Genomic DNA, 23,176 nt, shown 5'->3' on the forward strand with positions numbered 1-23,176 from the left:
CCAAAGTGATGCCGGGGCGTGCGTGGGGCGCAAGGGAGTGGCGTGGCGCTCTCCGCGAAGGCTGGCGGCCGTCAGTCCTCCGACTTGGCCGCCGTCGCCTTCTTGGCGGTCGTCTTCTTGGCCGTCGTCTTCTTGGCGGCGCTCGCCGTCGTCTTCTTCGCCGCGGTCTTCTTGGCGGCGGTCTTCTTGGCCGGGGCGGTCTTCTTGGCCGCCGCCTTCTTCGCGGTCTTCTTGGCCGGAGCCTTCGCGCGCTTCTCGGCGAGGAGCTCGAAGCCGCGCTCCGGGGTGATCGTCTCGACACTGTCGCCGGAGCGCAGGGTCGCGTTGGTCTCGCCGTCGGTGACGTACGGCCCGAAGCGGCCGTCCTTGACCACGACCGGCTTCTGGGAGACCGGGTCCTCGCCCAGTTCCTTCAGCGGCGGCTTGGCGGCGGCCCGCCCACGCTGCTTCGGCTGGGCGTAGATCGCCTGGGCCTCCTCCAGCGTGATCGTGAAGATCTGGTCCTCGGCCTGGAGCGAGCGCGAGTCCGTGCCCTTCTTCAGGTACGGGCCGTACCGGCCGTTCTGCGCGGTGATCTCCTGGCCGTCGGCGTCGGTGCCGACGACACGCGGCAGGGACATCAGCTTCAGCGCGTCCTCCAGCGTCACCGTGTCCAGCGCCATGGACTTGAAGAGGGAGGCGGTGCGCGGCTTGACCGCGTTCTTGCCGGTCTTCGGGGTGCCCTCGGGGAGGATCTCGGTGACGTAGGGGCCGTAGCGGCCGTCCTTGGCCACGATGGGGTGGCCGCTCTGCGGGTCGGTGCCCAGCTCGAAGTCGCCGCTCGGCCTGGCCAGCAGTTCCTCGGCCAGCTCGACGGACAGCTCGTCCGGCGCCAGGTCCTCCGGGATGTCGGCGCGCTGGTGCTGCTCGCTGTCCTTCTCGCCGCGCTCGATGTACGGCCCGTAGCGGCCGACGCGCAGCACGATGCCGTCGCCCACCGGGAACGAGGACACCTCGCGGGCGTCGATCGCGCCGAGGTCGGTGACCAGTTCCTTCAGGCCGCCGAGGTGGTCCCCGTCGCCGTTGCCCGCGTCGGCCGCCGCGCCGGTGACGCTGCCCTCGCCGAAGTAGAAGCGCTTCAGCCACGGCACGGCCTGGGCCTCGCCGCGGGCGATGCGGTCGAGGTCGTCCTCCATCTTGGCGGTGAAGTCGTAGTCGACCAGCCGGCCGAAGTGCTTCTCCAGAAGGTTTACGACGGCGAAGGACAGGAAGGACGGCACGAGCGCCGTGCCCTTCTTGAAGACATACCCGCGATCGAGGATGGTGCCGATGATCGACGCATAGGTCGACGGGCGGCCGATCTCGCGCTCTTCCAGCTCCTTGACCAGGGAGGCCTCGGTGTAACGGGCCGGCGGCTTGGTGGCGTGGCCGTCGACCGTGATCTCCTCGGCGGACAGCGCGTCGCCCTCGGCGACCTGCGGCAGCCGGCGCTCGCGGTCGTCCAGCTCGGCGTTCGGGTCGTCGGCGCCCTCGACGTAGGCCTTGAGGAAGCCGTGGAAGGTGATCGTCTTGCCGGAGGCGCTGAACTCCACGTCCCGGCCGTCGGCGGCGGCGCCGCCGATCTTCACGGTCACGCTGTTGCCGGTCGCGTCCTTCATCTGGGAGGCGACGGTCCGCTTCCAGATCAGCTCGTACAGCCTGAACTGATCGCCGGTCAGGCCGGTCTCCGCGGGCGTGCGGAAACGGTCACCCGAGGGCCGGATCGCCTCGTGCGCCTCCTGCGCGTTCTTCACCTTCGCCGCGTACGTACGCGGCTGCGGGGGCAGGTAGTCGGCGCCGTACAGCTGCGTGACCTGGGCGCGGGCGGCCGTGATGGCGGTCTCGCTCAGCGTCGTGGAGTCCGTACGCATGTACGTGATGTAGCCGTTCTCGTACAGCTTCTGGGCGATCTGCATGGTCGCCTTGGCGCCGAAGCCGAGCTTGCGGCTGGCCTCCTGCTGGAGCGTCGTCGTACGGAACGGCGCGTACGGCGAGCGGCGGTACGGCTTCGACTCCACCGAGCGGACGGAGAAGCGGGTGTTCTCCAGGGCGGCGGCGAGCGCGCGGGCGGTCGCCTCGTCCAGGTGCAGGATGTTCGCGGTCTTCGGCTGCCCCAGGGAGTCGAAGTCACGGCCCTGTGCGACGCGCCGTCCGTCGACGGTCTGGAGGCGCGCGACCAGCGTGGAGGGGTCCGAGGGGTCGCCCGCGCGGCCGGTGCCGAAGGTGCCGGTGAGGTCCCAGTACTCGGCGGAGCGGAAGGCGATGCGCTCGCGTTCCCGCTCGACCACGAGCCGGGTCGCGACGGACTGCACGCGGCCGGCCGACAGCCGGGGCATGACCTTCTTCCACAGCACCGGGGAGACCTCGTAGCCGTAGAGGCGGTCGAGGATGCGGCGGGTCTCCTGGGCGTCGACCAGCTTCTGGTTGAGCTGGCGCGGGTTGGCGACGGCCTCGCGGATCGCGTCCTTGGTGATCTCGTGGAAGACCATCCGCTTGACCGGGATCTTCGGCTTCAGGACCTCCTGGAGGTGCCAGGCGATGGCCTCGCCCTCCCGGTCCTCATCGGTGGCCAGGAAGAGTTCGTCGGAGTCCTTCAGCAGGTCCTTGAGCTTCTTGACCTGTGCCTTCTTGTCCGCGTTGACCACGTAGACGGGCTGGAAGTCGTGTTCGACGTCCACGCCGAGGCGGCGCACCTCGCCGGTGTACTTCTCGGGCACCTCGGCGGCGCCGTTGGGAAGGTCACGGATGTGCCCGACGCTCGCTTCGACTACGTAGCCGGGGCCGAGGTAGCCCTTGATCGTCTTCGCCTTGGCAGGCGACTCGACGATGACGAGTCGGCGGCCGCCCTGTGCGGTCTCGCTGGTCGGGGACAACTTCGCTCTTCTCTCCGGTCGACGCTATGGCCTCCCCAGGCCTTGGTCCCGGGGTCGCAGGCGTACTGCTGGCACGTGTGACGCTGCGGAGTGTGACGGTACATCCCGCCCCCGTGTCAAACGGGAAAAGCCCACAACGGCCACTCGAACGGTAACCCGACTACCGGCATTCCTGCCGCCCGGAGTACCGGGTACCCCTTACGGGGCTGTCCGGAGCGCGGTGCTCCTCTTACTCCGGCGGCCCTCCCGCAAAAGGACGCCCGCCGACGTCAGAGGCGGGTGAGGCAGCAGCCGCCGAGGGCCGGCGCGAGGGCTTCGGCCAGGCTCGCGAGGGTGGCCGATGCGACCCGGTTCACACCGAGGGCCACCGCCGCGCCGCGCCGCAGCCGGGTCCCATTCCACCCCGGAAGGGCCCCTCCGAACAGGGCGAACACCACCCCCACGAAGATCGTCGGCCCTCGTTCCATCGTCCCCCGCCCCTTCCGGCTCCACCCAGCGCGGCGAGAGTGACACGCACGGGCGACGCCCGGACGACATCGAGATGAACGAGAGCCCCGGGGCCCGGCGACCGGCGCGGGCGAGGCAAGCGGGGCCCTGCCTCGGGCAGCCCAAGAACCGGTCCACATATTTTTCCGGCCGTTTTGCGATACGGGGGGCGCGGAAGTGTGGCGGGGCAACGATCGGGGGTGGCTGGGGGAGGCCCCGGCCACCCGCCCCGCGTCCGCAGGCGCTCCCGTTCCTCAGCCCACCGGCTCCAGGAAGCCCTGTTCCACCAGCAGCCGGATCTGGGCGGGGGTCTGGTCGCGCAGGCGTACCGAGTCCTCGCCCATCAGCTGGGCGATGGCGTCCAGGATGCGGCCCGCGCTCAGCGTGCCGTCGCACACGCCCGCGAACCCGGCGCCGACCGTGTCCACCTTGGTGGCCCGGCGCATGCCGCGGTGCTGGCGCAGCACCACGTGCTCCGGGTCCTCGGCGCCGGGCAGCCCGACCTGTTCCTGCACCACCTCGCCGACCAGCCGGAAGTGGTGGCCGAGCAGCGCCGCGTCGTCGTGCTCGCGGAGGTAGTCGAGGCGCTCGAAGTGCGCCCGGATGGTGTCCCCGAGGGGCTGCTCGACCGGGTGCGGCCACTCCTCCACCGTGATGGAGGGCTCGGTGGAGCCCGTCCGGCGCAGGGTGATCCAGCCGAAGCCGACCGCCTTGACCTTGCGCGCCTCGAACTCGTCGAGCCAGGCGTCGTACCGCGCCTGGTACTCCGCCGGGTCCCCGCGGTGGTCCCCGGCGTCCCTCAGCCACAGCTCGGCGTACTGCGTGACGTCCTGCACCTCGCGCTGCACGATCCAGGCATCGCACCCGCGCGGCACCCACGACCTGAGTCTGTCCTGCCAGTCCTCCCCTGCCACGTGCTGCCAGTTGGCGAGGAACTGCGCGAACCCGCCCTCGGTCAGCCGTTCCCCCGCCTGCTGAACGAGCGAGCGGCACAGATCGTCCCCGCCCATGCCGCCGTCGCGGTAGGTGAGCCGGGCGCCGGGAGAGATCACGAAGGGCGGGTTGGAGACGATCAGGTCGAACTTCTCGTCGTCGCGCACCGGTTCGAACAGCGAGCCCTCGCGCAGCTCGGCGGCGGGCGCGCCGGAGAGGGCCAGCGTGAGCGCGGTGATGTGCAGCGCGCGGGGGTTGAGGTCGGTCGCCGTCACGCGCGTGGCGTGCCGGGAGGCGTGCAGCGCCTGGATGCCGGAGCCGGTGCCGAGGTCCAGGGCGGCGGCGACGGGGGTGCGCACGGTGATGCCGGCGAGCGTGGTGGAGGCGCCGCCGACGCCCAGCACGACGCCCTCGGCGCGCTGGCCGATGCCGCCCGCGCCGCCGACCGCGCACCCCAGGTCGGACACGATGAACCAGTCCTCGCCGCCGGGACCGCCGTACGGCCGTACGTCCACGGTGGCGGCCACCTCGTCGCCGCCCACCCGCACGAGCCACCCGGCCTCGACGGCCTCCTCGGCCGGGAGCACGGCGGCCACCCGCGCGCGCGGCACGGGCTGCTGGAGCAGGAAGAGCCGTACGAGGGTCTCCAGCGGCGTGTCGCCACGGGTCGCCCGCAGCGCGGGCACGGTCTCGCTGCGGGCCAGCGCCGCGTACGCGGGGGCGCCGAGCAGTTCGAGCAGGCCGTCGGCGGTGAAGGAGGCGGCCAGCAGCGCGTCCCGCAGCCGCGCGGCGGCCTCGGGACGGTCGGCGGCGGGCAGGGGCGCGGGTCCGGAGTCAGTCACTGTCCCATTGTGTCCCGGACGGGCCGCAGGGGACGGCCGCACACAGCCGCCCCCGTCACGCGTCAGGCGCTGGTCAGCCCGCCGCGGAACCCGCGGACGGCGACGACGACGCCGAGGAGGCGACCTTCTTGCAGCTGGGCTGCTGGGCGATGGCGTCCTGGACCTCGCCCTGCTGGAGGTTCTTCAGGGACTCGGTGCCGCTCTGGTGCTTCTTCTCCAGCTCGGTCATCTGCTGGGCGACGTCGTGCAGCCCGGAGGCGAACTTCGCCTGGTCCTTGGTGTTCAGGTCGTCGACCTGCTTCTTCAGGTCGGCGTAGGAGGTCGAGAGGCTGTTGAAGCTCTTCACGACATCGCTGAGCCGCTTGGCGCCGCCGGAGACCCCGGGGGGCGCGCCGGCCTCGTTGACGGCGGTCGCGATCGCCTTGTAGCCGTCGGCCATGTCCTGGAAGGCCTTGGAGTCGGTCTTCTGGAGCGTCTCGGGCTTGGCGGTGTCGGCGGCCGTCGTGGAGATCGCCGCGTTCGCCGCCTTGATCTTCGCGTCCTGCGCGGGCACGGCGTCGCACACCGACTTGGCCCACGCGACCAGCTTGGGGTCGGGCCCCTTGGGGGCGCTGTTGCTGCTGCATCCCGACAGCGCCACCACCAGTACCGCACCGCCGGACAGTGCGGCCGCGAGCTTCTTGTTCACCGGATTGGTCCCTTCCATGGCTCTCGGGCCCCGGACCCTACACGGCGGACGCACACCCTCCCCACACCGATCGCCCCGTAGGTACCTTTTATTACTTTTGCGCGAGAGAAGGCTCACGACTGGGCCGTACCCCGCACACGCGAACGGGCGGGCGGCGCGTCTCCCGGACGCGCCGCCCGCCCGCCCTTCGCGCGAAGCGGCTCCCGAAACCTACGAAACGACCGCCGCGTCAGCCGAGTTGGCGACCCGGTCGGCGCTCTCCTCGTCGTCACCGACGGCGATGCCGCGCCGCTTGGAGACGTACACGGCCGTGCCGATCACCAGCAGGGCGAGGATCGCGACCCCGATCCGCACGCCGAGGTTCTTGTCCTGGCCGTAGGAGAACTTGATCACCGCGGGCGCGATGAGCAGCGAGACCAGGTTCATGACCTTCAGCAGCGGGTTGATCGCCGGTCCCGCGGTGTCCTTGAAGGGGTCGCCGACCGTGTCGCCGATCACCGTGGCCGCGTGGGCCTCGCTGCCCTTGCCGCCGTGATGGCCGTCCTCCACCAGCTTCTTGGCGTTGTCCCAGGCGCCGCCGGAGTTGGCGAGGAACACCGCCATCAGCGTGCCCGCGCCGATCGCGCCGGCGAGGTAGGAACCGAGCGAGCCGACGCCGAGCGTGAACCCGACGAAGATCGGCGCCATCACCGCGAGCAGACCGGGCGTGGCCAGCTCCCGCAGGGCGTCCTTGGTGCAGATGTCGACGACCTTGCCGTACTCGGGCTTCTCCGTGAAGTCCATGATCCCGGGCTTCTCGCGGAACTGCCGCCGCACCTCGAACACCACCGATCCCGCCGACCGCGACACGGCGTTGATGGCCAGTCCGGAGAAGAGGAAGACGACCGCGGCGCCCGCGATGAGGCCGACCAGGTTGTTGGGCTGCGAGATGTCCAGGGACAGGCTCAGCGGCGCGCCGGGCCCGGTGAGCTTCTCCCCGACGTCCTGCACGTTGGTGGTGATCGCGTCGCGGTACGACCCGAAGAGCGCCGACGCCGCGAGCACGGCGGTGGCGATCGCGATGCCCTTGGTGATCGCCTTGGTGGTGTTGCCGACGGCGTCCAGGTTGGTGAGCACCTGCGCGCCCGCGCCCTGCACGTCGCCGGACATCTCGGCGATGCCCTGCGCGTTGTCGGAGACCGGCCCGAAGGTGTCCATGGCGACGATCACGCCGACCGTGGTCAGCAGGCCGGTGCCGGCCAGCGCGACCGCGAACAGCGCGAGCATGATCGACGTGCCGCCGAGCAGGAACGCGCCGTACACGCCGAGCCCGATGAGCAGCGCGGTGTAGACGGCGGACTCCAGGCCGACCGAGATGCCGGAGAGCACGACGGTGGCGGGGCCGGTGAGCGACGTCTTGCCGATGTCGCGGACCGGGCGCCGGGTGGTCTCGGTGAAGTAGCCGGTCAACTGCTGGATGACGGCGGCCAGCAGGATGCCGATGGCCACCGCGATCAGGGCGAGGATCCGCGGGTCGCCGCTCTTGGCCTTGATCGCCGTGTCCGTCACCCCGCCGAGGCCGGCGTAGCTCGACGGCAGGTAGACGAAGACCGCGATCGCGACCAGCACGAGGGAGATCACCGCGGAGACGAAGAAGCCGCGGTTGATCGCGGTCATGCCGCTGCGGTCGCTGCGCCGGGGGGCGACCGCGAAGATGCCGATCATCGCGGTGATCACGCCGATGGCGGGCACCAGCAGCGGGAAGGCGAGCCCGGAGTCGCCGAAGGCGGCCTTGCCGAGGATCAGCGCGGCCACCAGGGTGACGGCGTACGACTCGAAGAGGTCGGCCGCCATGCCCGCGCAGTCGCCGACGTTGTCGCCCACGTTGTCGGCGATGGTGGCGGCATTGCGCGGGTCGTCCTCCGGAATGCCCTGCTCGACCTTGCCGACCAGGTCGGCGCCGACGTCGGCGGCCTTGGTGAAGATGCCTCCGCCGACACGCATGAACATGGCGATCAGGGCTGCGCCGAGGCCGAAGCCCTCGAGGACCTTCGGCGCGTCGGCGGCGTAGACCAGCACCACACAGGAGGCGCCCAGCAGGCCGAGGCCCACCGTGAACATGCCGACGACGCCGCCCGTGCGAAATGCGATCTTCATCGCGGTGTGCGAGACGGTGGTGAGATCCTTTTCCGGTTCGCCCTTGGCCGGGGTCGCTTCCCGGGCCGCGGCTGCGACCCGCACATTGCTCCGTACGGCGAGCCACATGCCGATATAACCGGTGGCGGCCGAGAACACCGCGCCGATCAGGAAGAACACCGAACGCCCGGCACGCTGATTCCAGTCGTCCGCGGGCAGCAGCAGAAGCAGGAAGAAGACGACGACGGCGAATACGCCGAGCGTGCGCAACTGCCGGGCGAGATACGCCTTGGCGCCTTCCTGTACCGCTTCGGCGATCTTCTTCATGCTGTCGGTGCCCTCGCCCGCGGCGAGTACCTGGCGCACCAGGATCCCCGCGACCACCAGCGCGGCGAGGGCTACCGCCGCGATGACGGCCACGATGGCCCTGTTGCCGTTGGTGAGCACCGCGGCTGCGAGGTATGTGGGGTGGTCCAACTCAGAGGGGTAAGAAAGCCCCGCCATTCGTCCTCCTTGACGCTTGGGCTGAGCTCAAGATGTGGACGGATTGTAGGTACCCCTGAGTGATGCCAAAAGAGCACGGTAAACAGAATTGGCCCGCACGCTATGATCAGCGAACCCGAAAGAGGTAATGCCTCAAAGGCATTGACGACCACCGTCGATCTCATTGAATCTTGATCGAATGATCGGGCTATTGATCGTGAATTCCTTCACTATTTCCGGGGACCGCTGGAAAAGACCTGCCGGAAACGCGATCAGGGCCCTGCTCGGCAGGGCCCTGATCGTGCGTTCGTGTTCTTCGGGTGACGGCTTCAGCCGACGCCGGGCGGTCTCAGCCGACGGTGACGGCCGGCGGGGCGGCGGGCCAGGTCATGCGGATCAGACCGCCGTTCTCCCCGGTGGTGACCTCGACGTCGTCCACGAGGCCGCTGATGACCGCGAGGCCCATCTCGTCCTCCTCGGCCTCCACGTCCGCGTCCGCGGCGGCACCCCGGGACACCCGCTCGGCGGGTACCGCGTGCGGGGCCTCGTCGCCGACCTCGATGGAGAACTGTTTCTCCTCTTCGATCAGCGCCACCTTCACGGGTGCGCTGATGCCGCCGGTCTGGTGGAGCCCCACGGCACGGGAGCAGGCCTCGCCCACGGCGAGCCGCACCTCGTCCAGGACGGCCTCGTCCACTCCGGCCCTGCGTGCCACCGCGGCCGCCACCAGCCGGGCGGTCCGGACGTGCTCGGGCAGCGCGCTGAAGCGGAGTTCGACGGTGGCCATGCATCCCCCTCACGACTACGGGACTGCGGTCGGGCGGGCTCGCCGGGCCGGCCCCTCATCTCTTCGATACCCGGATCCACCCGGGCACACCCGGCACGGCCCGCTACGCCTCATGAGGGGCGGGCCGACCGGAACCACACGGAACCCCCCGGCCGGTCCTGCCCCAGGCACGCACCCACGGCAGGACCGGCCGGCCAGGATCAGTCGGTGGCCGCCACCGCCTCGTCGACCGAGGTGTGGATGGGGAACACCTTGGTGAGGCCGGTGATGCGGAAGATCTTGAGAATGCGCTCCTGGTTGCAGACCAGGCGCAGCGAGCCCTCATGGGCCCGCACTCGCTTCAGACCGCCGACCAGCACGCCGAGACCGGTGGAGTCGAGGAAGTCCACGCCCTCCATGTCGACGACGAGGTGGAAATTGCCGTCGTTCACCAGCTCGACCAGCTGCTCGCGCAGCTTGGGCGCGGTGTATACATCGATTTCGCCACCGACCTCGACGACCGTACGATCGCCGACGGTACGGGTCGACAGGGACAGGTCCACGGATCCTCCAGCACCTTGCTATCGAGCGGTCGTCCCTCGGGCACCTCGTCTTGCGGCCCCCGGGACGCAACGCCAGCCGCGATGGCATTCAATCACTTACCGGCGGGCGTGCACGACGCCTTGACTCCATTGTCCGTCACGTCAGTGACACACTCGGTGCCGATGGCCAAGAATCACCGATCCGATCGACCCGTGCCGGACCCGGCGTCCCGCCCGTCGCCAGGCGCTGTCCTGGGCCGACTCGCCTCCGGACCGAGCCGGGCCGCGCGCATCACTCATACGGAGCACTTGCCCCCGCGCGCGGGCCGCCATGCCGTCTGGCCTGATCGGATTCGCTCGGAAGTGATCGCGGCCGTACAGGAGTGCGGCATCGAGCATCCCTGGGCGCACCAGGCGCTGGCCGCCGAGCACGCCCTGGACGGCGACTCGGTGATCGTCGCCACCGGCACCGCGTCCGGAAAGTCCCTCGCCTATCTGGTCCCCGTGCTGTCCACCCTGCTGGACGGCGCCGGGGCACCCGCCCCGCGGGCACAGCGGCGCGAAGCGATTGCGCCGAGTGGCGGTGGGCTGCGGACGGGCGGCCGGGGGGCCACCGCGCTCTACCTCTCCCCCACCAAGGCGCTCGCGGCGGATCAGTGCCGATCGGTGAAGGAACTTTCACAACCTCTCGGCACCGCGGTACGCCCAGCCGTGTACGACGGCGACACCCCGTACGAAGAACGCGAGTGGGTCCGCCAGTACGCCAACTACGTCCTCACCAACCCCGACATGCTGCACCGCGGCATACTGCCCTCCCACCCCCGCTGGTCGTCCTTCCTGAAGTCGCTGAAGTACGTCGTCATCGACGAGTGCCACACCTACCGGGGCGTCTTCGGCTCGCACGTCGCCCAGGTGCTGCGCCGGCTGCGCCGCGTCTGCGCCCACTACGGCTCCTCCCCCGTCTTCCTGCTGGCCTCCGCGACCGCCGCCGAGCCCGCCGTCGCCGCCCGCCGGCTGACCGGACTGCCGGTGGTGGAGGTCGCCGACGACGCCTCTCCGCGCGGCGAACTGGTCTTCGCCCTGTGGGAGCCCCCGCTCACCGACCTGCACGGCGAGAAGGGCGCGCCCGTGCGGCGTACCGCCACCGCCGAGACCGCCGACCTGCTGACCGACCTGACCGTGCAGGGCGTGCGCTCGGTCGCCTTCGTGCGCTCCCGGCGCGGCGCCGAGCTGATCTCGGTGATCGCCCAGGAGAAACTGGCCGAGGTCGACCGCTCCCTGGTCCGGCGGGTCGCGGCCTACCGCGGCGGCTACCTCCCCGAGGAGCGCCGCGCCCTGGAGCGCGCCCTGCACTCGGGGGAACTCCTCGGGCTCGCCGCCACCACGGCCCTGGAGCTGGGCGTGGACGTCTCCGGGCTGGACGCGGTGGTGATCTCCGGCTACCCGGGCACCCGGGCCTCCCTGTGGCAGCAGGCGGGCCGCGCGGGCCGCTCCGGGCAGGGCGCCCTCGCGGTCCTCGTCGCCCGGGACGACCCGCTGGACACCTTCCTCGTCCATCATCCGCAGGCCCTGTTCGCCCAGCCGGTGGAGTCGACCGTCCTCGATCCCGACAACCCCTACGTCCTCGCGCCGCACCTGTGCGCCGCCGCCGCGGAACTTCCGCTGACCGAGGAGGACCTCGGCCTGTTCGGTCCCGCGTGCGCGGACGTGCTGCCGCAGTTGGAGGCCGCGAAGCTGCTGCGCCGGCGGACCCGGGCCTGGCACTGGACCCGCCGGGAACGGGCCGCCGACCTCACCGACATCCGCGGTGCGGGCGGCCGGCCGGTGCAGATCGTGGAATCCGGCACCGGACGCCTGCTCGGCACCGTCGACGAGGCCGCCGCGCACTCCACCGTCCACGAGGGCGCGGTCCACCTCCACCAGGGCCGCACCTATCTGGTGCGCTCCCTCGACCTGGAGGACTCGGTCGCCCTGGTCGAGCAGGCCGACCCGCCGTACTCGACAGTCGCCCGCGACACCACCGCCATCTCCGTCCTGGAGACCGACACCGAGATCCCCTGGGGCGCGGGCCGGCTCTGCTACGGCTCCGTCGAGGTCACCAACCAGGTGGTCTCCTTCCTGCGCCGGCGCCTGATCACCGGAGAGGTGCTGGGCGAGACGAAACTCGACCTCCCTCCCCGTACGCTGCGCACCCGCGCGGTGTGGTGGACGGTCACCGAGGACCAGTTGGACGAGGCCCGGATCACCCCGGAGATCCTCGGCGGCTCCCTGCACGCCGCCGAGCACGCCTCCATCGGCATGCTGCCGCTCTTCGCGACCTGCGACCGCTGGGACATCGGCGGCGTCTCCGTCCCGCTGCATCCCGACACCCTCCTCCCGACGGTCTTCGTGTACGACGGCCACCCGGGCGGCGCGGGCTTCGCCGAGCGCGCCTTCCACACCGCCCGCGCCTGGCTCAGCGCCACCCGCGAGGCCATCGCCTCCTGCGAGTGCGAGGCCGGCTGCCCCTCCTGCATCCAGTCCCCCAAGTGCGGCAACGGCAACGACCCCCTGCACAAACGCGGCGCGGTCCGCCTCCTCACGGTCCTGCTGCGCGGGGCACCGGAACCGCCGCCGGAGGAAAAGGAGGAGGCGGCGGGCGACCAGCCGGAGGAAGGGGCAGGGGCGGACACCACCGGTCTGAAAGCGGGTTAGGGCGGGCCTGACCCCGAGTAGCCGGGCGACGCCGGGCCGGGGGAGGGCAGGCCGGGCGACGCCAGGCCGGAAGATGACAGTCCCGGCGACGGCAGGCCGGGTGCCGCCGCATCCGGTGGGCCCGCTCTGGACCGGACCTCCGCCGTGAACGGGCCGCTTCCCGAGGCCGCCGTCACGTCCGCGATCTCGCCCTCGACCGCGCACCGCGCCAGCCGTACCCCCTGGGCCGCCGCCACGCGAGCGGCCCGATCGCAGGCCGCCGCGCCGCCCTCGGCCCAATGGTCCGCGGCCGCGAGCGCCGCCAAGTCCGCGCCGCCGGCCGCCCGGTGCCGGACGGTGACGGCCTGCCCGAGCGCCAGCACCGCGCCGAACACCACGCAGAGCACGGCTATCGCCCCGAGACTCCAGACGGAGGCGGAGCCCCGGTCGGAGCCGAACCGATCCGCCGCTCGCCGAATCGGAACCCGCACCCGAGCACGAACCTGAGCCTGAGCCCGAACCCCCGCCCGCACCGGCGCCAACTGCCCCCTCACCGCCCAACCCCCTGCTCCCCGACCGTCTCCTCCGCCAACGCCACGGCGTCCTCGCGGAGTTCGAAGGGCAGCCCGCTGAGCACCGGCGCTCTCGCCACCACCGTCACCCGGACCTGGTCGCCCTCTCGCCCGACCGTCACCCGGGCTCCACGCGGCGCCGCCTGACGGGTCACCGACAGCACCGCGCCGGGCGGGTCCTGACGGGCGGCGGCCCGGGCGCCCGCGCGGGCCGCGCCCACGCACCGGATCTGCGCCGCCACCAAGAGCAGGCCCCAGACCAGCGCCATCGTGAACGCCACCAGCACGCACAGCACCATGGCCGCCTCCGCCGTCACGAACCCGCGGTCCGACCCCCGTTCACATCCGGGCACTGAGGGCCTTCTTCACGATGGACTGCAGCTCCGCCCGGACCTGGCCGCTGGTGACGACCTCGTAGAGCAGCAGGGCGAATCCGACGGCCGCGATGATGCCCATCGCGTACTCGGAGGTCACCATTCCGGCGTCCCGGCGGCATACCCGCCGCAGCCCCGCCAGCGCTTTGACGATCTTCCTGTTCACTTCAACCACCATGAGGTCTCGGTATGTTCGCGTGATTTCCTGCTCAGCGGTCGTGCTCAGCCGACCGCGGTCTCGCCGGTCTTCCCGGTCTCCTCACCTCCCCGCCATCACCCCGCCCGCCAGCCCGATCACCACGGGCAGCACGCCGATCGCGACGAAGGCGGGCAGGAAGCACAGCCCCACCGGTGCGGAGATCAGTACGGCCGCCCGCCGGGCCCGTGCCGTCGCGGTGCGGCCCCAGTCCGCGCGGGTGTCCGAGGCGATGCGTGCCACCGGAGCGGCCGCGGGCAGTCCCGACTCGTCGGCCCGTTCCAGCAGCCGCGCCAGGGCGCCGGCGCCGGGCAGCGCGGCCAGCCCGCGCCAGGCGTCAGTCGGTGTGCCGCCGAGCCGTATCTCCGCCGCGCCCCGCGCCAGCGCCTGTCCGACGGGGCCGCCCAGGGCCTCCCCCACCGCCTGCGCGGCGACCACCGGCCCGGCGCCGGCCGCGATGCAGGCCGCCAGCAGATCGGCGGCGAGCGGCAGTTGACGCGCGGCCCCGGCGGCATCGACGGCCTCCGTCCCGCCCGAGGCCGTCTGGCGGGCCCGCCACCGCCAGAGCACGGCACCGACACCGAGCCCGAGCAGCGCCCCGACCACACCGCCGACCATCACCCACACCCCGCCCGCCGCGCCCACGGGCGAAAGCCAACGCCGTATCGCCTCCGTGAGCCCCGACTTCGGCCTGCCCGCGACCGCCTTGGGCCGCAGCAGTCCGGCCGCCCGCTGCCGTGCCCGCCGACCCCGCTGGACCGACACCGCCAGCCGGCCGCCCCAGCCGAGCGCCACCGCCACGGCCACGACTGTCCCCAGCCTGTGCACAACGTCCCCGCTCACACCCTCACGTCTCCTTCCGCATCCCGTACCGGCCTGTCCGTCGCCTTCTCACGTCGCCTTCTCACACCGCCCCCGCTCCCCGCACGATCCGCGCCGACCACCACAGACCGGCCGTCTCGAACGCCGCGCCGATCAGCAGGCAGCCGAGCCCGGGGCCGCTGTGCAGGAGGACCCGCAGCGGGGCGGCGCCCATGGCCGCGCCGAGGAGGAGGCCGAGGGCGGGGAGGGCGGCGAGCAGTACCGCGGTGGCTCTGGCGCCCGCCAACTGGGCGCGCAGATCGGCACGCTGGTCCCGTTCGGCGCGCAGGGCGCCGTCAAGCCGGTCCAGACCGGCCGCGAGTCCCGCGCCCTGGTCGACGGCCACCCGCCAGCACGCGGCCAGCCCCAGCAGCCCCTCGGCGCCCGGCCGCCGGGCCGCCACGGCGAGGGCACCGGGCACGTCCCCGCCGAAGCGGGCCGCCGCCACCACGGCCGCCTGTGTGTCGCCGAGCCCGCCCGAGTCCCGCGCGGCCCGCAGCAGCGCCTCGCCGGGCTGCCGTCCGGCCCGCACCTCACCTGCGAGCGCTCCGCACAGGGCGATCACCCGGTCCACCCGGCGTTCCCGGGCGCGTCTCGCCTCGCCGGCCAGCCGCACCCGGCGCAGCACCGGCACCCCGGCCGCCCCCGCGACGACCGGGATCACCGAGGCACCCGGCAGGGCGAGCAGCAGCCCGGCGGCCAAGGCCCACCACTCGGCTCCCCAGCGGGCACGCAACCGCCGTACCACCGACACGAGCCGGTCCTGGGCCGACGGCCCGGCCCCCGTGCTTCCAGCCCCGGCCAGCAGCAGCCGCGCCCGCCGGGTCCCCTGGTGCCGCTCGCACAGCAGCCACCCCAGCGCGCCGAGGCAGATCAGCGCGGCACCCGCCGACATCTCACCCATCACCTTCGCCACCCCCGAATCCGTCCGGGAACCCGCCCGATCCCTCCAGCAGCCGCGCCAGCCGCCCCCAGCCCTTCTCCCGCGCGAACGCCCGCTCGCCCCACCGCAGCGCGGGCACCGTGCGCACCAGCCCGGTGGCATCCCGCTCCAGGACGTGCACCTCCGCGATCCGGCGCCGGCCGGACCGGTCCCGCACCAGGTGCAGCACCACGGAGAGGGCGGCCGCCAACTGGCTGTGGAGGGCGGCACGGTCGAGGCCGGCGGCCGTGGCCAGCGCCTCCAGCCGGGCCGGGACGTCCCCGGCGGTGTTGGCGTGGACCGTGCAACACCCGCCCTCATGGCCCGTGTTGAGCGCGGCGAGCAGATGGACGACCTCGGGGCCGCGCACCTCTCCGACCACCAGCCGGTCCGGCCGCATCCGCAGGGCCTGGCGCACCAGGTCCTCCAGGGTGACCAGCCCCGCGCCCTCCTGGTTGGCGGGCCGGGTCTCCAGCCGGACGACATGCGGGTGGTCGGGTCTCAGCTCGGCGGAGTCCTCGGCGAGCACGATCCGTTCACCGGCGCCGACCAGGCCCAGAAGGGCGCTGAGGAGCGTGGTCTTACCGCTGCCGGTGCCGCCGCTGACCAGGAAGGACAGCCGGGCGGCCAGCAGGGCGCGCAGGATCCGGTCGCCGCCGGGCGGCACGGTGCCGGCCGCCACCAGCTCGCCGAGGGTGAAGGCCCGGGGCCGTACCACCCGCAGGGCCAGGCAGGTGCAGCCGACGGCGACCGGAGGCAGCACGGCGTGCAGCCGGGTGCCGTCGGGGAGCCGGGCGTCCGCCCACGGCCGGGCGTCGTCCAGCCGGCGTCCGGCCACCGCGGCCAGCCGCTGCGCGAGGCGTCGTACCGCCGCCGCGTCGGGGAAGGTCACCGGCGTCAGCTCCAGGCCGCCGCCCCGGTCCACCCACACCCGGTCCGGCGCCGACACCAGGACGTCGGTGACCTCGGGATCCGCGAGCAACGGCTCCAGGGGCCCGGTGCCGACGAGTTCGGAGCGCAGCCGCTCGGCCACCCCGAGGATCTCGGCGTCCCCGAGCACCCGCCCCTGTTCGCGCAGCGCCTGCGCGACGCGCGCCGGGGTGGGCTCGGCCCCGCTCTCGGCGAGCCGCCGGCGCACACCGTCGAGCAGGGCGGCCTGGTCAAGCCCTTGGAAGCTCACCGCGCGCCTCCCGTCTCCGCCAGCGCCCGCGCCCAGAACTCCGCGCAGAACCGGGCCAGCGGACCGCGCCCGCTCGCGCCCGGCGGTCTCCCGCCGCCCCTCGGCCGCAGCAGCGCGGGCTCCACCGGCACCTCTCCCGCCAGCGGCAGGCCGAGCAGGCGCGCCACCTCCTGGTCGTCCAGGCCGGGCGCGTAGGGCCCGCGCACCGCGACGCGCAGATCACGGACGACCAGGCCGAGGGCGCGGGCGACCCGTCCGGCCGCGGCGACCGCCCGCAGTTCGGCGGGGACGACGAGGAGGGCGAGGTCGAGCTGGGCGAGCACCTCGCCGACCCCGTCGTCCAGGCGGCGGGGCAGGTCGACCACGACGGTGCCGCCGCGGCGCCGGGCGGCGGCGAGCACCGCGCGCACGGCCTGGGGCGGCACGGCGACGCAGTCGCCCCGGTCCCAGCTGAGCACCCGCAGGGAGTGCAGCGCGGGCAGCGACTCCTCCAGGGCGCCGCCGCCGACCCGGCCCCGGGAGGCCGCGAAGGCCGGCCAGCGCAGACCTTCGGTGGCCTCGCCGCCGAGCAGCACGTCGAGCCCGCCGCCGAGCGGATCGGCGTCCACGAGCAGGGTGCGCAGGCCCTCGCGGGCGGAGGTGACGGCGAGCGCGCAGGACAGGGTGGACGCACCGGCCCCGCCCCGGCCGCCGATCACGCCGACCGTGAGGGCCGGGCGGCCGACCCCCTCGGCGACGTCGGCGAGCCGGTCGACCAGCCACTGCTCGCCGTCGGGGAGCATCAGGACGTGGTCGGCGCCGATCTCCATGGCGCGTCTCCACACGTCCGGGTCGTCCCGGTCCCGGCCGATCAGCACCACCTGGCGCCGGCGCGCGGCCCCGCGCAGCCGGTGTGCGGCGTCGTCCCCGACCAGGACGAGCGGGGCCGCGGCCCAGGTGCCGCCGTGGTCGGGAACGCCGTGGCGCACCTCGGGTGTCGCGCCGGCGGCCGCGCACAGGCGCAGCAGGTCGTCCAGGAGCGCGGCGTCCTCGGTGACGATGAGCGGACTGCCTCCGCGGGCGGGCGGCGGGTCATGGGTGATGGTTCCGGACACGGGGTTCCCCCTTCGCTGCGTGGTCCGCGCGGCCCCGCGACCACGCGATTTCCCGGCATCTGGAGAGCCGGCGAGCGACCTCCATATGAACGGCCGACGGGAATCGGCCATACGCGTCCCGCAAACGGAACGGCCAGGAACTCGCCGCCACGGAGCACGCGGGAATCACGGTGCAGCGATCGGTGAAATCTTGTGGATCTTGGTGGAAAACCGGGGACAACTCAGGCCCTGTGAATAACTCCGTCACCCGAACCGGTGACCCGTGTACCGACCCCGCACGACATCCACAGCGCAGCCCTGCGATTACCCGGAGTAACAGATCACGGGCACACGGAAGCGGCGGTCGCGACGCGGAAGCGCCGGCCGCTCGGCCGTACGAGGGAGGAAGAGGGCCGGAAAAACACGTCCGGACATGCGACGACCCCCGCCGGGGGGGAGAGCGGGGGTCGTCCCCACGGCCGACTCGGGGGGGGAGGAGCCGGACCGGGTTAGCACGGTCGCGAACGATCCGTGACTTCCATGGTGTACCCGAGAGCCTTCTCAGGCAAACCCACGCGCCCCACCTTACGCCGAATGGTGGGCGCCTATGCTCGGGGACGTGGAAAACCACTCCTTGCCCCGCGCGGCTGCCTTCTTCGACCTGGACAAGACGGTCATTGCGAAGTCCAGCACACTCACCTTCAGCAAGTCCTTCTACCAAGGCGGGCTGATCAACCGCAGGGCCGCGTTGCGCACCGCCTATGCCCAGTTCGTGTTCCTGGTCGGCGGCATGGACCACGACCAGATGGAGCGCATGCGCGCCTATCTGTCGGACATGGTCCGGGGCTGGAACCAGCAGCAGGTGCGGGAGATCGTCGCCGAGACCCTGCACGACCTGATCGATCCGATCATCTACGACGAGGCCGCCTCGCTCATCGAGGAGCACCACACGGCCGGCCGGGACGTGGTGATCGTGTCCACCTCGGGCGCCGAGGTGGTCGAGCCGGTCGGTGAGCTCCTGGGCGCGGACCGGGTGGTGGCCACCCGCATGGTCGTCGGCGAGGACGGCTGCTTCACCGGCGAGGTGGAGTACTACGCCTACGGCCCCACCAAGGCCGAGGCGATCCGCGAGCTGGCCGCCTCCGAGGGCTACGACCTGGACCGCTGCTACGCCTACAGCGACTCGGCGACCGACCTGCCGATGCTCCAGGCGGTCGGGCACCCGCACGCCGTCAACCCGGACCGGGCGCTGCGCCGCGAGGCCGTCGCGCGGGGCTGGCCGGTGCTGGCGTTCCGCCGCCCCGTCCCGCTCAAGAAGCGGCTGCCCACCCTCTCCGTGCCGCCGCGCCCGGCGCTGGTCGCGGCGGCGGCCGTGGGAGCGGCGGCCGCGACGGCGGGCCTGGTCTGGTACGCCAACCGGCGCCGGAGCACCGCCTGAGCCCGACGCCATCCACCCGGCGACACCCACCCGGTGACGCCTGTTTCACCCCTGTTCGCACCCGAATGCAAAGAAGTGCGGGCAGGGGTTCCGCTTGTCCCCGGCGCGGGGTACAAAGAAGTCAGCGGCCCGCGCGACCAAGGACATCCGAGAGGATCTCCGATCACGACGCATTGGCCCACGGACCACCGCATGAACATGGGGCACCCACGCGACGTCGACCCGTCGATTACGGGCCAGCCGCACCAGGTACGGGCAAAGTCCCCGACCTGATGGGCGAGTTCTCGAGGACGCCTGGTAACCCGGTGTTCATGCCAGCGGCGGTACGAGAACTCGTACCGCCGCAACCCTGTCCGGGCCCCTGAGGCCCCCCCCCCGGCCCCGGTGTCTCAGGCCGCGCCGCGCTGCAGCGCCTCGCACACCGCCGTCGACTCCCGCACCCCGAGCTCGACCGAGCGCCCGCAGTGCGCGATCCAGGCCGCCATGCCCTCGGGGGTGCCCGAGACATAGCCCTCCAGGGCCGCCAGGTACTGGGCGCGCCCCTGTTCGGCGTGGCCGACCTCGGCCGGGCAGATCGCCTTGGGATCCAGGCCGCTGCCGATCAGCACGATCCGCTCGGCGGCGCGCGCGACCAGCCCGTTGTGCGAGGTGAAGGGGCGCAGCGCGAGCAGTTCGCCGTGCACCACGGCCGCCGTCACCAGGGCCGGGGCGGAGGTTCCCGCGATGATCAGGTCCGCGAGGCCGTCCAGCCGGCCGGAGACCTCCCGCGCGTCGGGCAGCGGCAGCTCGACCAGCGGCTCGTCCACCGTCTCGCCGGCCTGGCGCGGCCTGCCGACCTGGCCCTCGTCGCTCGCCGCGGCCACCAGGTGCAGCCTGGCCAGCACCCGCAGCGGCGACTGCCGCCAGATGGACAGCAACTGGCCCGCCTCGGCCGTCAGCCGGAGGGCCGCGCCCATGACCCGCGCCTCGTCCTCGGTGCCGAAGTCGGTGCGCCGCCGCACCTCCTCCAGCGCCCAGTCGGCACCGGAGAGCGCCGCCGAGCCACGGGCGGCGCGCAGGGCCGCCTCGGAGGTGATCGCGTTGCTGCGGCGCCGCATGATCCGGTGTCCGTAGACCCGGTCCACGGCCTTGCGCACGGACTCCACGGACTCGGCCACGCCGGGCAGTGCGCCCAGGGCCGCGAGCGGATCGGCGGTCGCGCCTGTCGTACTCATGAGTACGACCCTACGCACCCGAGCGGCAGACCCCACGAAGGAGTGGTCTTCTTCACTCGGCCATGCCACCGAAAGCTATCGCACGACTACGCTTGGTGAACATGAAAATTGCTTTCGTCGGGAAGGGCGGGAGCGGCAAGACCACTCTCTCCTCCCTCTTCATCCGCCATCTCGCCGCGGCCGGGGCCGCCGTCGTCGCGATCGACGCGGACATCAACCAGCACCTCGGCCCCGCGCTCGGCCTGGCCGAGACCGAGGCGGCCGCGCTGCCCGCGATGGGCGAGCGGCTTCCGCTGATCAAGGACTATCTGCGCGGCAGCAACCCGCGCATCGCCTCCGCCGCCACCATGATCAAGACGACCCCGCCGGGCCGGGGCTCGCGGCTGGTGCGGGTCCGCGAGCCCAACCCGGTCTACGACGCCTGCGCGCGTCCGGTGGAACTCGACGGCGGCGCCGTCCGTTTGATGGTCACCGGCCCCTTCACCGACGCCGACCTGGGCGTGGCCTGCTACCACTCCAAGACGGGAGCGGTGGAGCTGTATCTGAACCACCTCGTCGACGGCCCCGACGACTACGTGGTGGTCGACATGACCGCGGGCTCGGACTCCTTCGCCTCCGGCATGTTCACCCGCTTCGACATGACGTTCCTCGTCGCCGAGCCGACCCGTAAGGGGGTCGCCGTCTACCGTCAGTACAAGGAGTACGCCCGGGACTTCGGCATCGCCCTGAAGGTCGTCGGCAACAAGATCCAGGAGCAGGACGACATCGACTTCCTGCGCGCCGAGGTCGGGGACGACCTGCTCGTCACGGTCGGGCGCTCGGACTGGGTGCGGGCCATGGAAAAGGGCCGTCCGCCCCGGTTCGACCTCCTGGAAGAGGCCAACGCGCGTGCGCTCGCGACCCTGCGGACCACGGCGGACGCGACGTACGAGCGGCGGGACCCGGAGCGGTACATGCGCCAGATGGTGCACTTCCACCTGAAGAACGCCGAGTCGTGGGGCAACGAGCGCACCGGGGCCGACCTCGCGGGGCAGGTCGACCCCGGCTTCGTCCTCGGCGAGGGCGTCGAAGCGGATGCCGAGGCGGGCGTGTCGACGCCCGCGTGAGGGCTCCTGTGCGCTTCTCCCGCGGGACGGCTCCCGCCCCGCGTCCGTCTACCCCTTGACGGCCGGCGCCCCGGGGACCCCCTTGGGCGCCGGGGCCGGGTGCCCGGAGAGGAGGGACGCCCAGCCCTGCCTGGGCGCCTCGCCCACCTTCAGGCTCCGCAGTTTCTCCAGGGTCTTGGGGTCCTGGGCGTCCAGCCAGTCGGCCAGCTCGTGGAAGGAGACGCAGCGCACCTCGGGCTTGTCGCAGACCTTCTTCACCACGTCCTCGATGGCGCGCATGTAGGTGCCGCCGTTCCAGGACTCGAAGTGGTTGCCGATGACCAGGGGCGCGCGGTTGCCGTCGTAGGCCCGGTCGAAGCCCTGGAGGAGGCCGTCGCGCACCTGGTCGCCCCAGGAGTCGAACATGTCGGGATCGCCCTGGGTCTGGGTGCCGGACTGGCTGGTCATGAAGTTGTAGTCCATGGTCAGCTGCTCGTAGTCGTGCCCGGGGAAGGGGACCAGTTGCATCGACAGGTCCCACAGGCCGTCCTTCTTCTTCGGCCAGAGCTGGTTGTCGATCCCGCTGGAGTCGTAGCGGAAGCCCAGCTGGCGGGCCGCCTTCACGAAGTTCTCGCGGCCCTCCAGGCAGGGGGTGCGGCCACCGATCAGCTCCTTGTCGTAGTCGAAGGGCAGCGGGGCGGCGTTCTTCATGCCGGAGTTCGTCTTCCAGTTCTCCACGAACTGCTTGGCCTGGGCGATCTCGCTCTTCCACTCGTCCACCGACCAGGTGCCGACCCCGCCGTCGGGCCCGCAGAAGTGGCCGTTGAAGTGGGTGCCGATCTCGTTGCCCTCCAGCCAGGCGAGCCGCGCCTGCTTGACGGTGTCGCTGATCCCCTGCTGGTCGTTGAAGCCGATGTCGGAGCTGCCCGGCGTGTGCTGCGGCGGCTTGTAGAGGCCGCGTTTGTCCTCCGGCAGCAGATAGACGCCGCTGAGGAAGAAGGTCATGTTGGCGTTGTTCTCCTTGGCGACCTTGCGGAAGTGCGAGAACAGCTTCTGGCTGTCCTCGCCCGCGCCGTCCCAGGAGAAGACGACGAACTGCGGGGGCCGCTGCCCGGGCTTCAGCCGCTCGGGCCGGGGCAGATGGGGCTGCGCACCGGTGTACGCGGTCGATCCGTCGCCGATCAGCCGGAGCACGCTCTTGGGCGCGGGCGCCGCGGGCGCCCCCTTCCGCGGGCCGGACGTCCCTTCCTGCGCACCGTCGGGGCCGGTCCCGCACGCCGCGAGCGACACGGCACAAGCCGCGGCTGCCACGCCGACGGCGATTCTCCGGGGGGCGGTGATCCTCTGAGTGGCGGCGATCCTCTGGGTGGCGGCCATGTTCCGCCCACCTTCTTCCTTCTCTCAGGCGAACGCCGATGAGTGCCTTTTGTGGTGATCCGCCGGGTTTGATCCGGCGGTGCCGCCCAAGATCACATGGAGCCGAGAAGGAATGAGATACGACAAGCCGATCAAATGATTTATTCACCACTGCGAGGGATCGGATGGGCCATTCGCCCTGAAAAGCCATGAAGGATCTTTACGTGGCATTACTGATCCTTTACGGGGCGTTACACCGACCCCGCACCCCGTCCACACACAGGTCTAAACCAATTTCCCGGACGACCCTTGTCACCGGCCCCTCACGTCTGATGAGCTGTGACGTGGGGACACTTCGGACACCCTCGAAAGGCGGATGTCGTGAGCAATGAGAGCCTGGCCAACCTGCTGAAGGAAGAACGCAGGTTCGCGCCCCCCGCCGACCTGGCCGCACACGCCAATGTCACGGCGGAGGCGTATGAGCAG

19 protein-coding genes are annotated in these 23,176 nt (G+C 72.1%); 3 read left to right on the forward strand and 16 right to left on the reverse strand.

The annotated features are described in order from the left end of the window. Nucleotides 1-71: 71 nt before the first annotated feature. The 7 genes from topA to bldG all read right to left on the reverse strand — a co-directional run bounded on the left by topA (nt 72) and on the right by bldG (nt 9,767). A complete protein-coding gene (gene topA, locus AB0927_RS21425) occupies nt 72-2,891 on the reverse strand; it encodes a type I DNA topoisomerase (protein WP_366669245.1) in 2,820 nt (939 codons plus the stop codon). A gap of 269 nt (nt 2,892-3,160) precedes the next feature. After that, the gene (locus tag AB0927_RS21430; protein WP_366669246.1) at nt 3,161-3,358 is read right to left on the reverse strand and encodes a hypothetical protein; all 198 of its coding nucleotides are present in this window, start codon (nt 3,356-3,358) and stop codon (nt 3,161-3,163) included. A gap of 273 nt (nt 3,359-3,631) precedes the next feature. Beyond that, entirely contained in the window at nt 3,632-5,152 is a 1,521-nt protein-coding gene (locus AB0927_RS21435; protein WP_366669247.1) for a class I SAM-dependent methyltransferase, read from the reverse strand. 73 nt (nt 5,153-5,225) lie between these two features. Continuing rightward, on the reverse strand, nt 5,226-5,858 hold the full coding sequence (locus AB0927_RS21440) for a small secreted protein (protein WP_366669248.1): 633 nt from the start codon (nt 5,856-5,858) through the stop codon (nt 5,226-5,228). Nucleotides 5,859-6,050: 192 nt separating this feature from the next. Further along, nucleotides 6,051-8,459 (reverse strand): sodium-translocating pyrophosphatase, encoded by a 2,409-nt coding sequence (locus AB0927_RS21445; RefSeq protein WP_366669249.1) that lies wholly within the window; start codon nt 8,457-8,459, stop codon nt 6,051-6,053. Between the two features lie 328 nt (nt 8,460-8,787). Further along, a complete protein-coding gene (locus AB0927_RS21450; protein ID WP_366669250.1) occupies nt 8,788-9,225 on the reverse strand; it encodes an ATP-binding protein in 438 nt (145 codons plus the stop codon). 200 nt (nt 9,226-9,425) lie between these two features. Continuing rightward, complete coding sequence (bldG, locus tag AB0927_RS21455; RefSeq protein WP_009189842.1) at nt 9,426-9,767, reverse strand: anti-sigma factor antagonist BldG; 342 nt, start codon at nt 9,765-9,767, stop codon at nt 9,426-9,428. An 81-nt stretch (nt 9,768-9,848) separates the two neighbouring features. On the opposite strand from bldG, the gene AB0927_RS21460 reads away from it, so the two are divergent. Beyond that, nucleotides 9,849-12,440: a DEAD/DEAH box helicase gene (locus AB0927_RS21460; RefSeq protein WP_366669251.1), complete on the forward strand. Its 2,592-nt coding sequence runs from the start codon at nt 9,849-9,851 to the stop codon at nt 12,438-12,440. Here AB0927_RS21460 and AB0927_RS21465 read toward each other — a convergent pair. The 7 genes from AB0927_RS21465 to ssd all read right to left on the reverse strand — a co-directional run bounded on the left by AB0927_RS21465 (nt 12,437) and on the right by ssd (nt 17,618). Further along, entirely contained in the window at nt 12,437-12,910 is a 474-nt protein-coding gene (locus AB0927_RS21465; protein WP_366669252.1) for an Rv3654c family TadE-like protein, read from the reverse strand. The two genes, AB0927_RS21460 and AB0927_RS21465, sit on opposite strands and share 4 nt — an antisense overlap. A gap of 59 nt (nt 12,911-12,969) precedes the next feature. Next, on the reverse strand, nt 12,970-13,308 hold the full coding sequence (locus AB0927_RS21470; RefSeq protein WP_366669253.1) for a TadE family type IV pilus minor pilin: 339 nt from the start codon (nt 13,306-13,308) through the stop codon (nt 12,970-12,972). 22 nt (nt 13,309-13,330) lie between these two features. Beyond that, a complete protein-coding gene (locus tag AB0927_RS21475) occupies nt 13,331-13,540 on the reverse strand; it encodes a DUF4244 domain-containing protein (RefSeq protein WP_366669269.1) in 210 nt (69 codons plus the stop codon). An 84-nt stretch (nt 13,541-13,624) separates the two neighbouring features. Beyond that, nucleotides 13,625-14,404, reverse strand: a complete 780-nt coding sequence (locus AB0927_RS21480; protein WP_366669254.1) for a type II secretion system F family protein — start codon at nt 14,402-14,404, stop codon at nt 13,625-13,627. A 61-nt stretch (nt 14,405-14,465) separates the two neighbouring features. Beyond that, nucleotides 14,466-15,317, reverse strand: a complete 852-nt coding sequence (locus tag AB0927_RS21485; protein ID WP_366669271.1) for a type II secretion system F family protein — start codon at nt 15,315-15,317, stop codon at nt 14,466-14,468. Nucleotide 15,318: 1 nt separating this feature from the next. Further along, nucleotides 15,319-16,524, reverse strand: coding sequence for a TadA family conjugal transfer-associated ATPase (locus AB0927_RS21490; RefSeq protein ID WP_366669255.1), 1,206 nt, complete (start codon nt 16,522-16,524; stop codon nt 15,319-15,321). Then, nucleotides 16,521-17,618 (reverse strand): septum site-determining protein Ssd, encoded by a 1,098-nt coding sequence (gene ssd, locus AB0927_RS21495; protein WP_366669256.1) that lies wholly within the window; start codon nt 17,616-17,618, stop codon nt 16,521-16,523. Before ssd ends, AB0927_RS21490 begins: the two co-directional genes overlap by 4 nt. 586 nt (nt 17,619-18,204) lie before the next feature. On the opposite strand from ssd, the gene AB0927_RS21500 reads away from it, so the two are divergent. Then, nucleotides 18,205-19,035, forward strand: coding sequence for an HAD-IB family hydrolase (locus AB0927_RS21500; protein ID WP_366669257.1), 831 nt, complete (start codon nt 18,205-18,207; stop codon nt 19,033-19,035). A gap of 389 nt (nt 19,036-19,424) precedes the next feature. Here the strand turns inward: AB0927_RS21500 and AB0927_RS21505 are convergent, their stop codons facing one another. Next, on the reverse strand, nt 19,425-20,249 hold the full coding sequence (locus AB0927_RS21505) for an oxidoreductase (protein ID WP_366669258.1): 825 nt from the start codon (nt 20,247-20,249) through the stop codon (nt 19,425-19,427). Between the two features lie 101 nt (nt 20,250-20,350). Between AB0927_RS21505 and AB0927_RS21510 the strand changes: the two genes are divergently transcribed. Continuing rightward, a complete protein-coding gene (locus AB0927_RS21510) occupies nt 20,351-21,355 on the forward strand; it encodes an ATP-binding protein (RefSeq protein WP_366669259.1) in 1,005 nt (334 codons plus the stop codon). Nucleotides 21,356-21,403: 48 nt separating this feature from the next. Here the strand turns inward: AB0927_RS21510 and AB0927_RS21515 are convergent, their stop codons facing one another. Further along, the gene (locus AB0927_RS21515; protein WP_366669272.1) at nt 21,404-22,675 is read right to left on the reverse strand and encodes a hypothetical protein; all 1,272 of its coding nucleotides are present in this window, start codon (nt 22,673-22,675) and stop codon (nt 21,404-21,406) included. Between the last annotated feature and the right edge of the window lie 501 nt (nt 22,676-23,176).

This window comes from Streptomyces sp. NPDC048106, from assembly GCF_040706415.1.
In the GTDB taxonomy this organism is placed as follows: domain Bacteria; phylum Actinomycetota; class Actinomycetes; order Streptomycetales; family Streptomycetaceae; genus Streptomyces.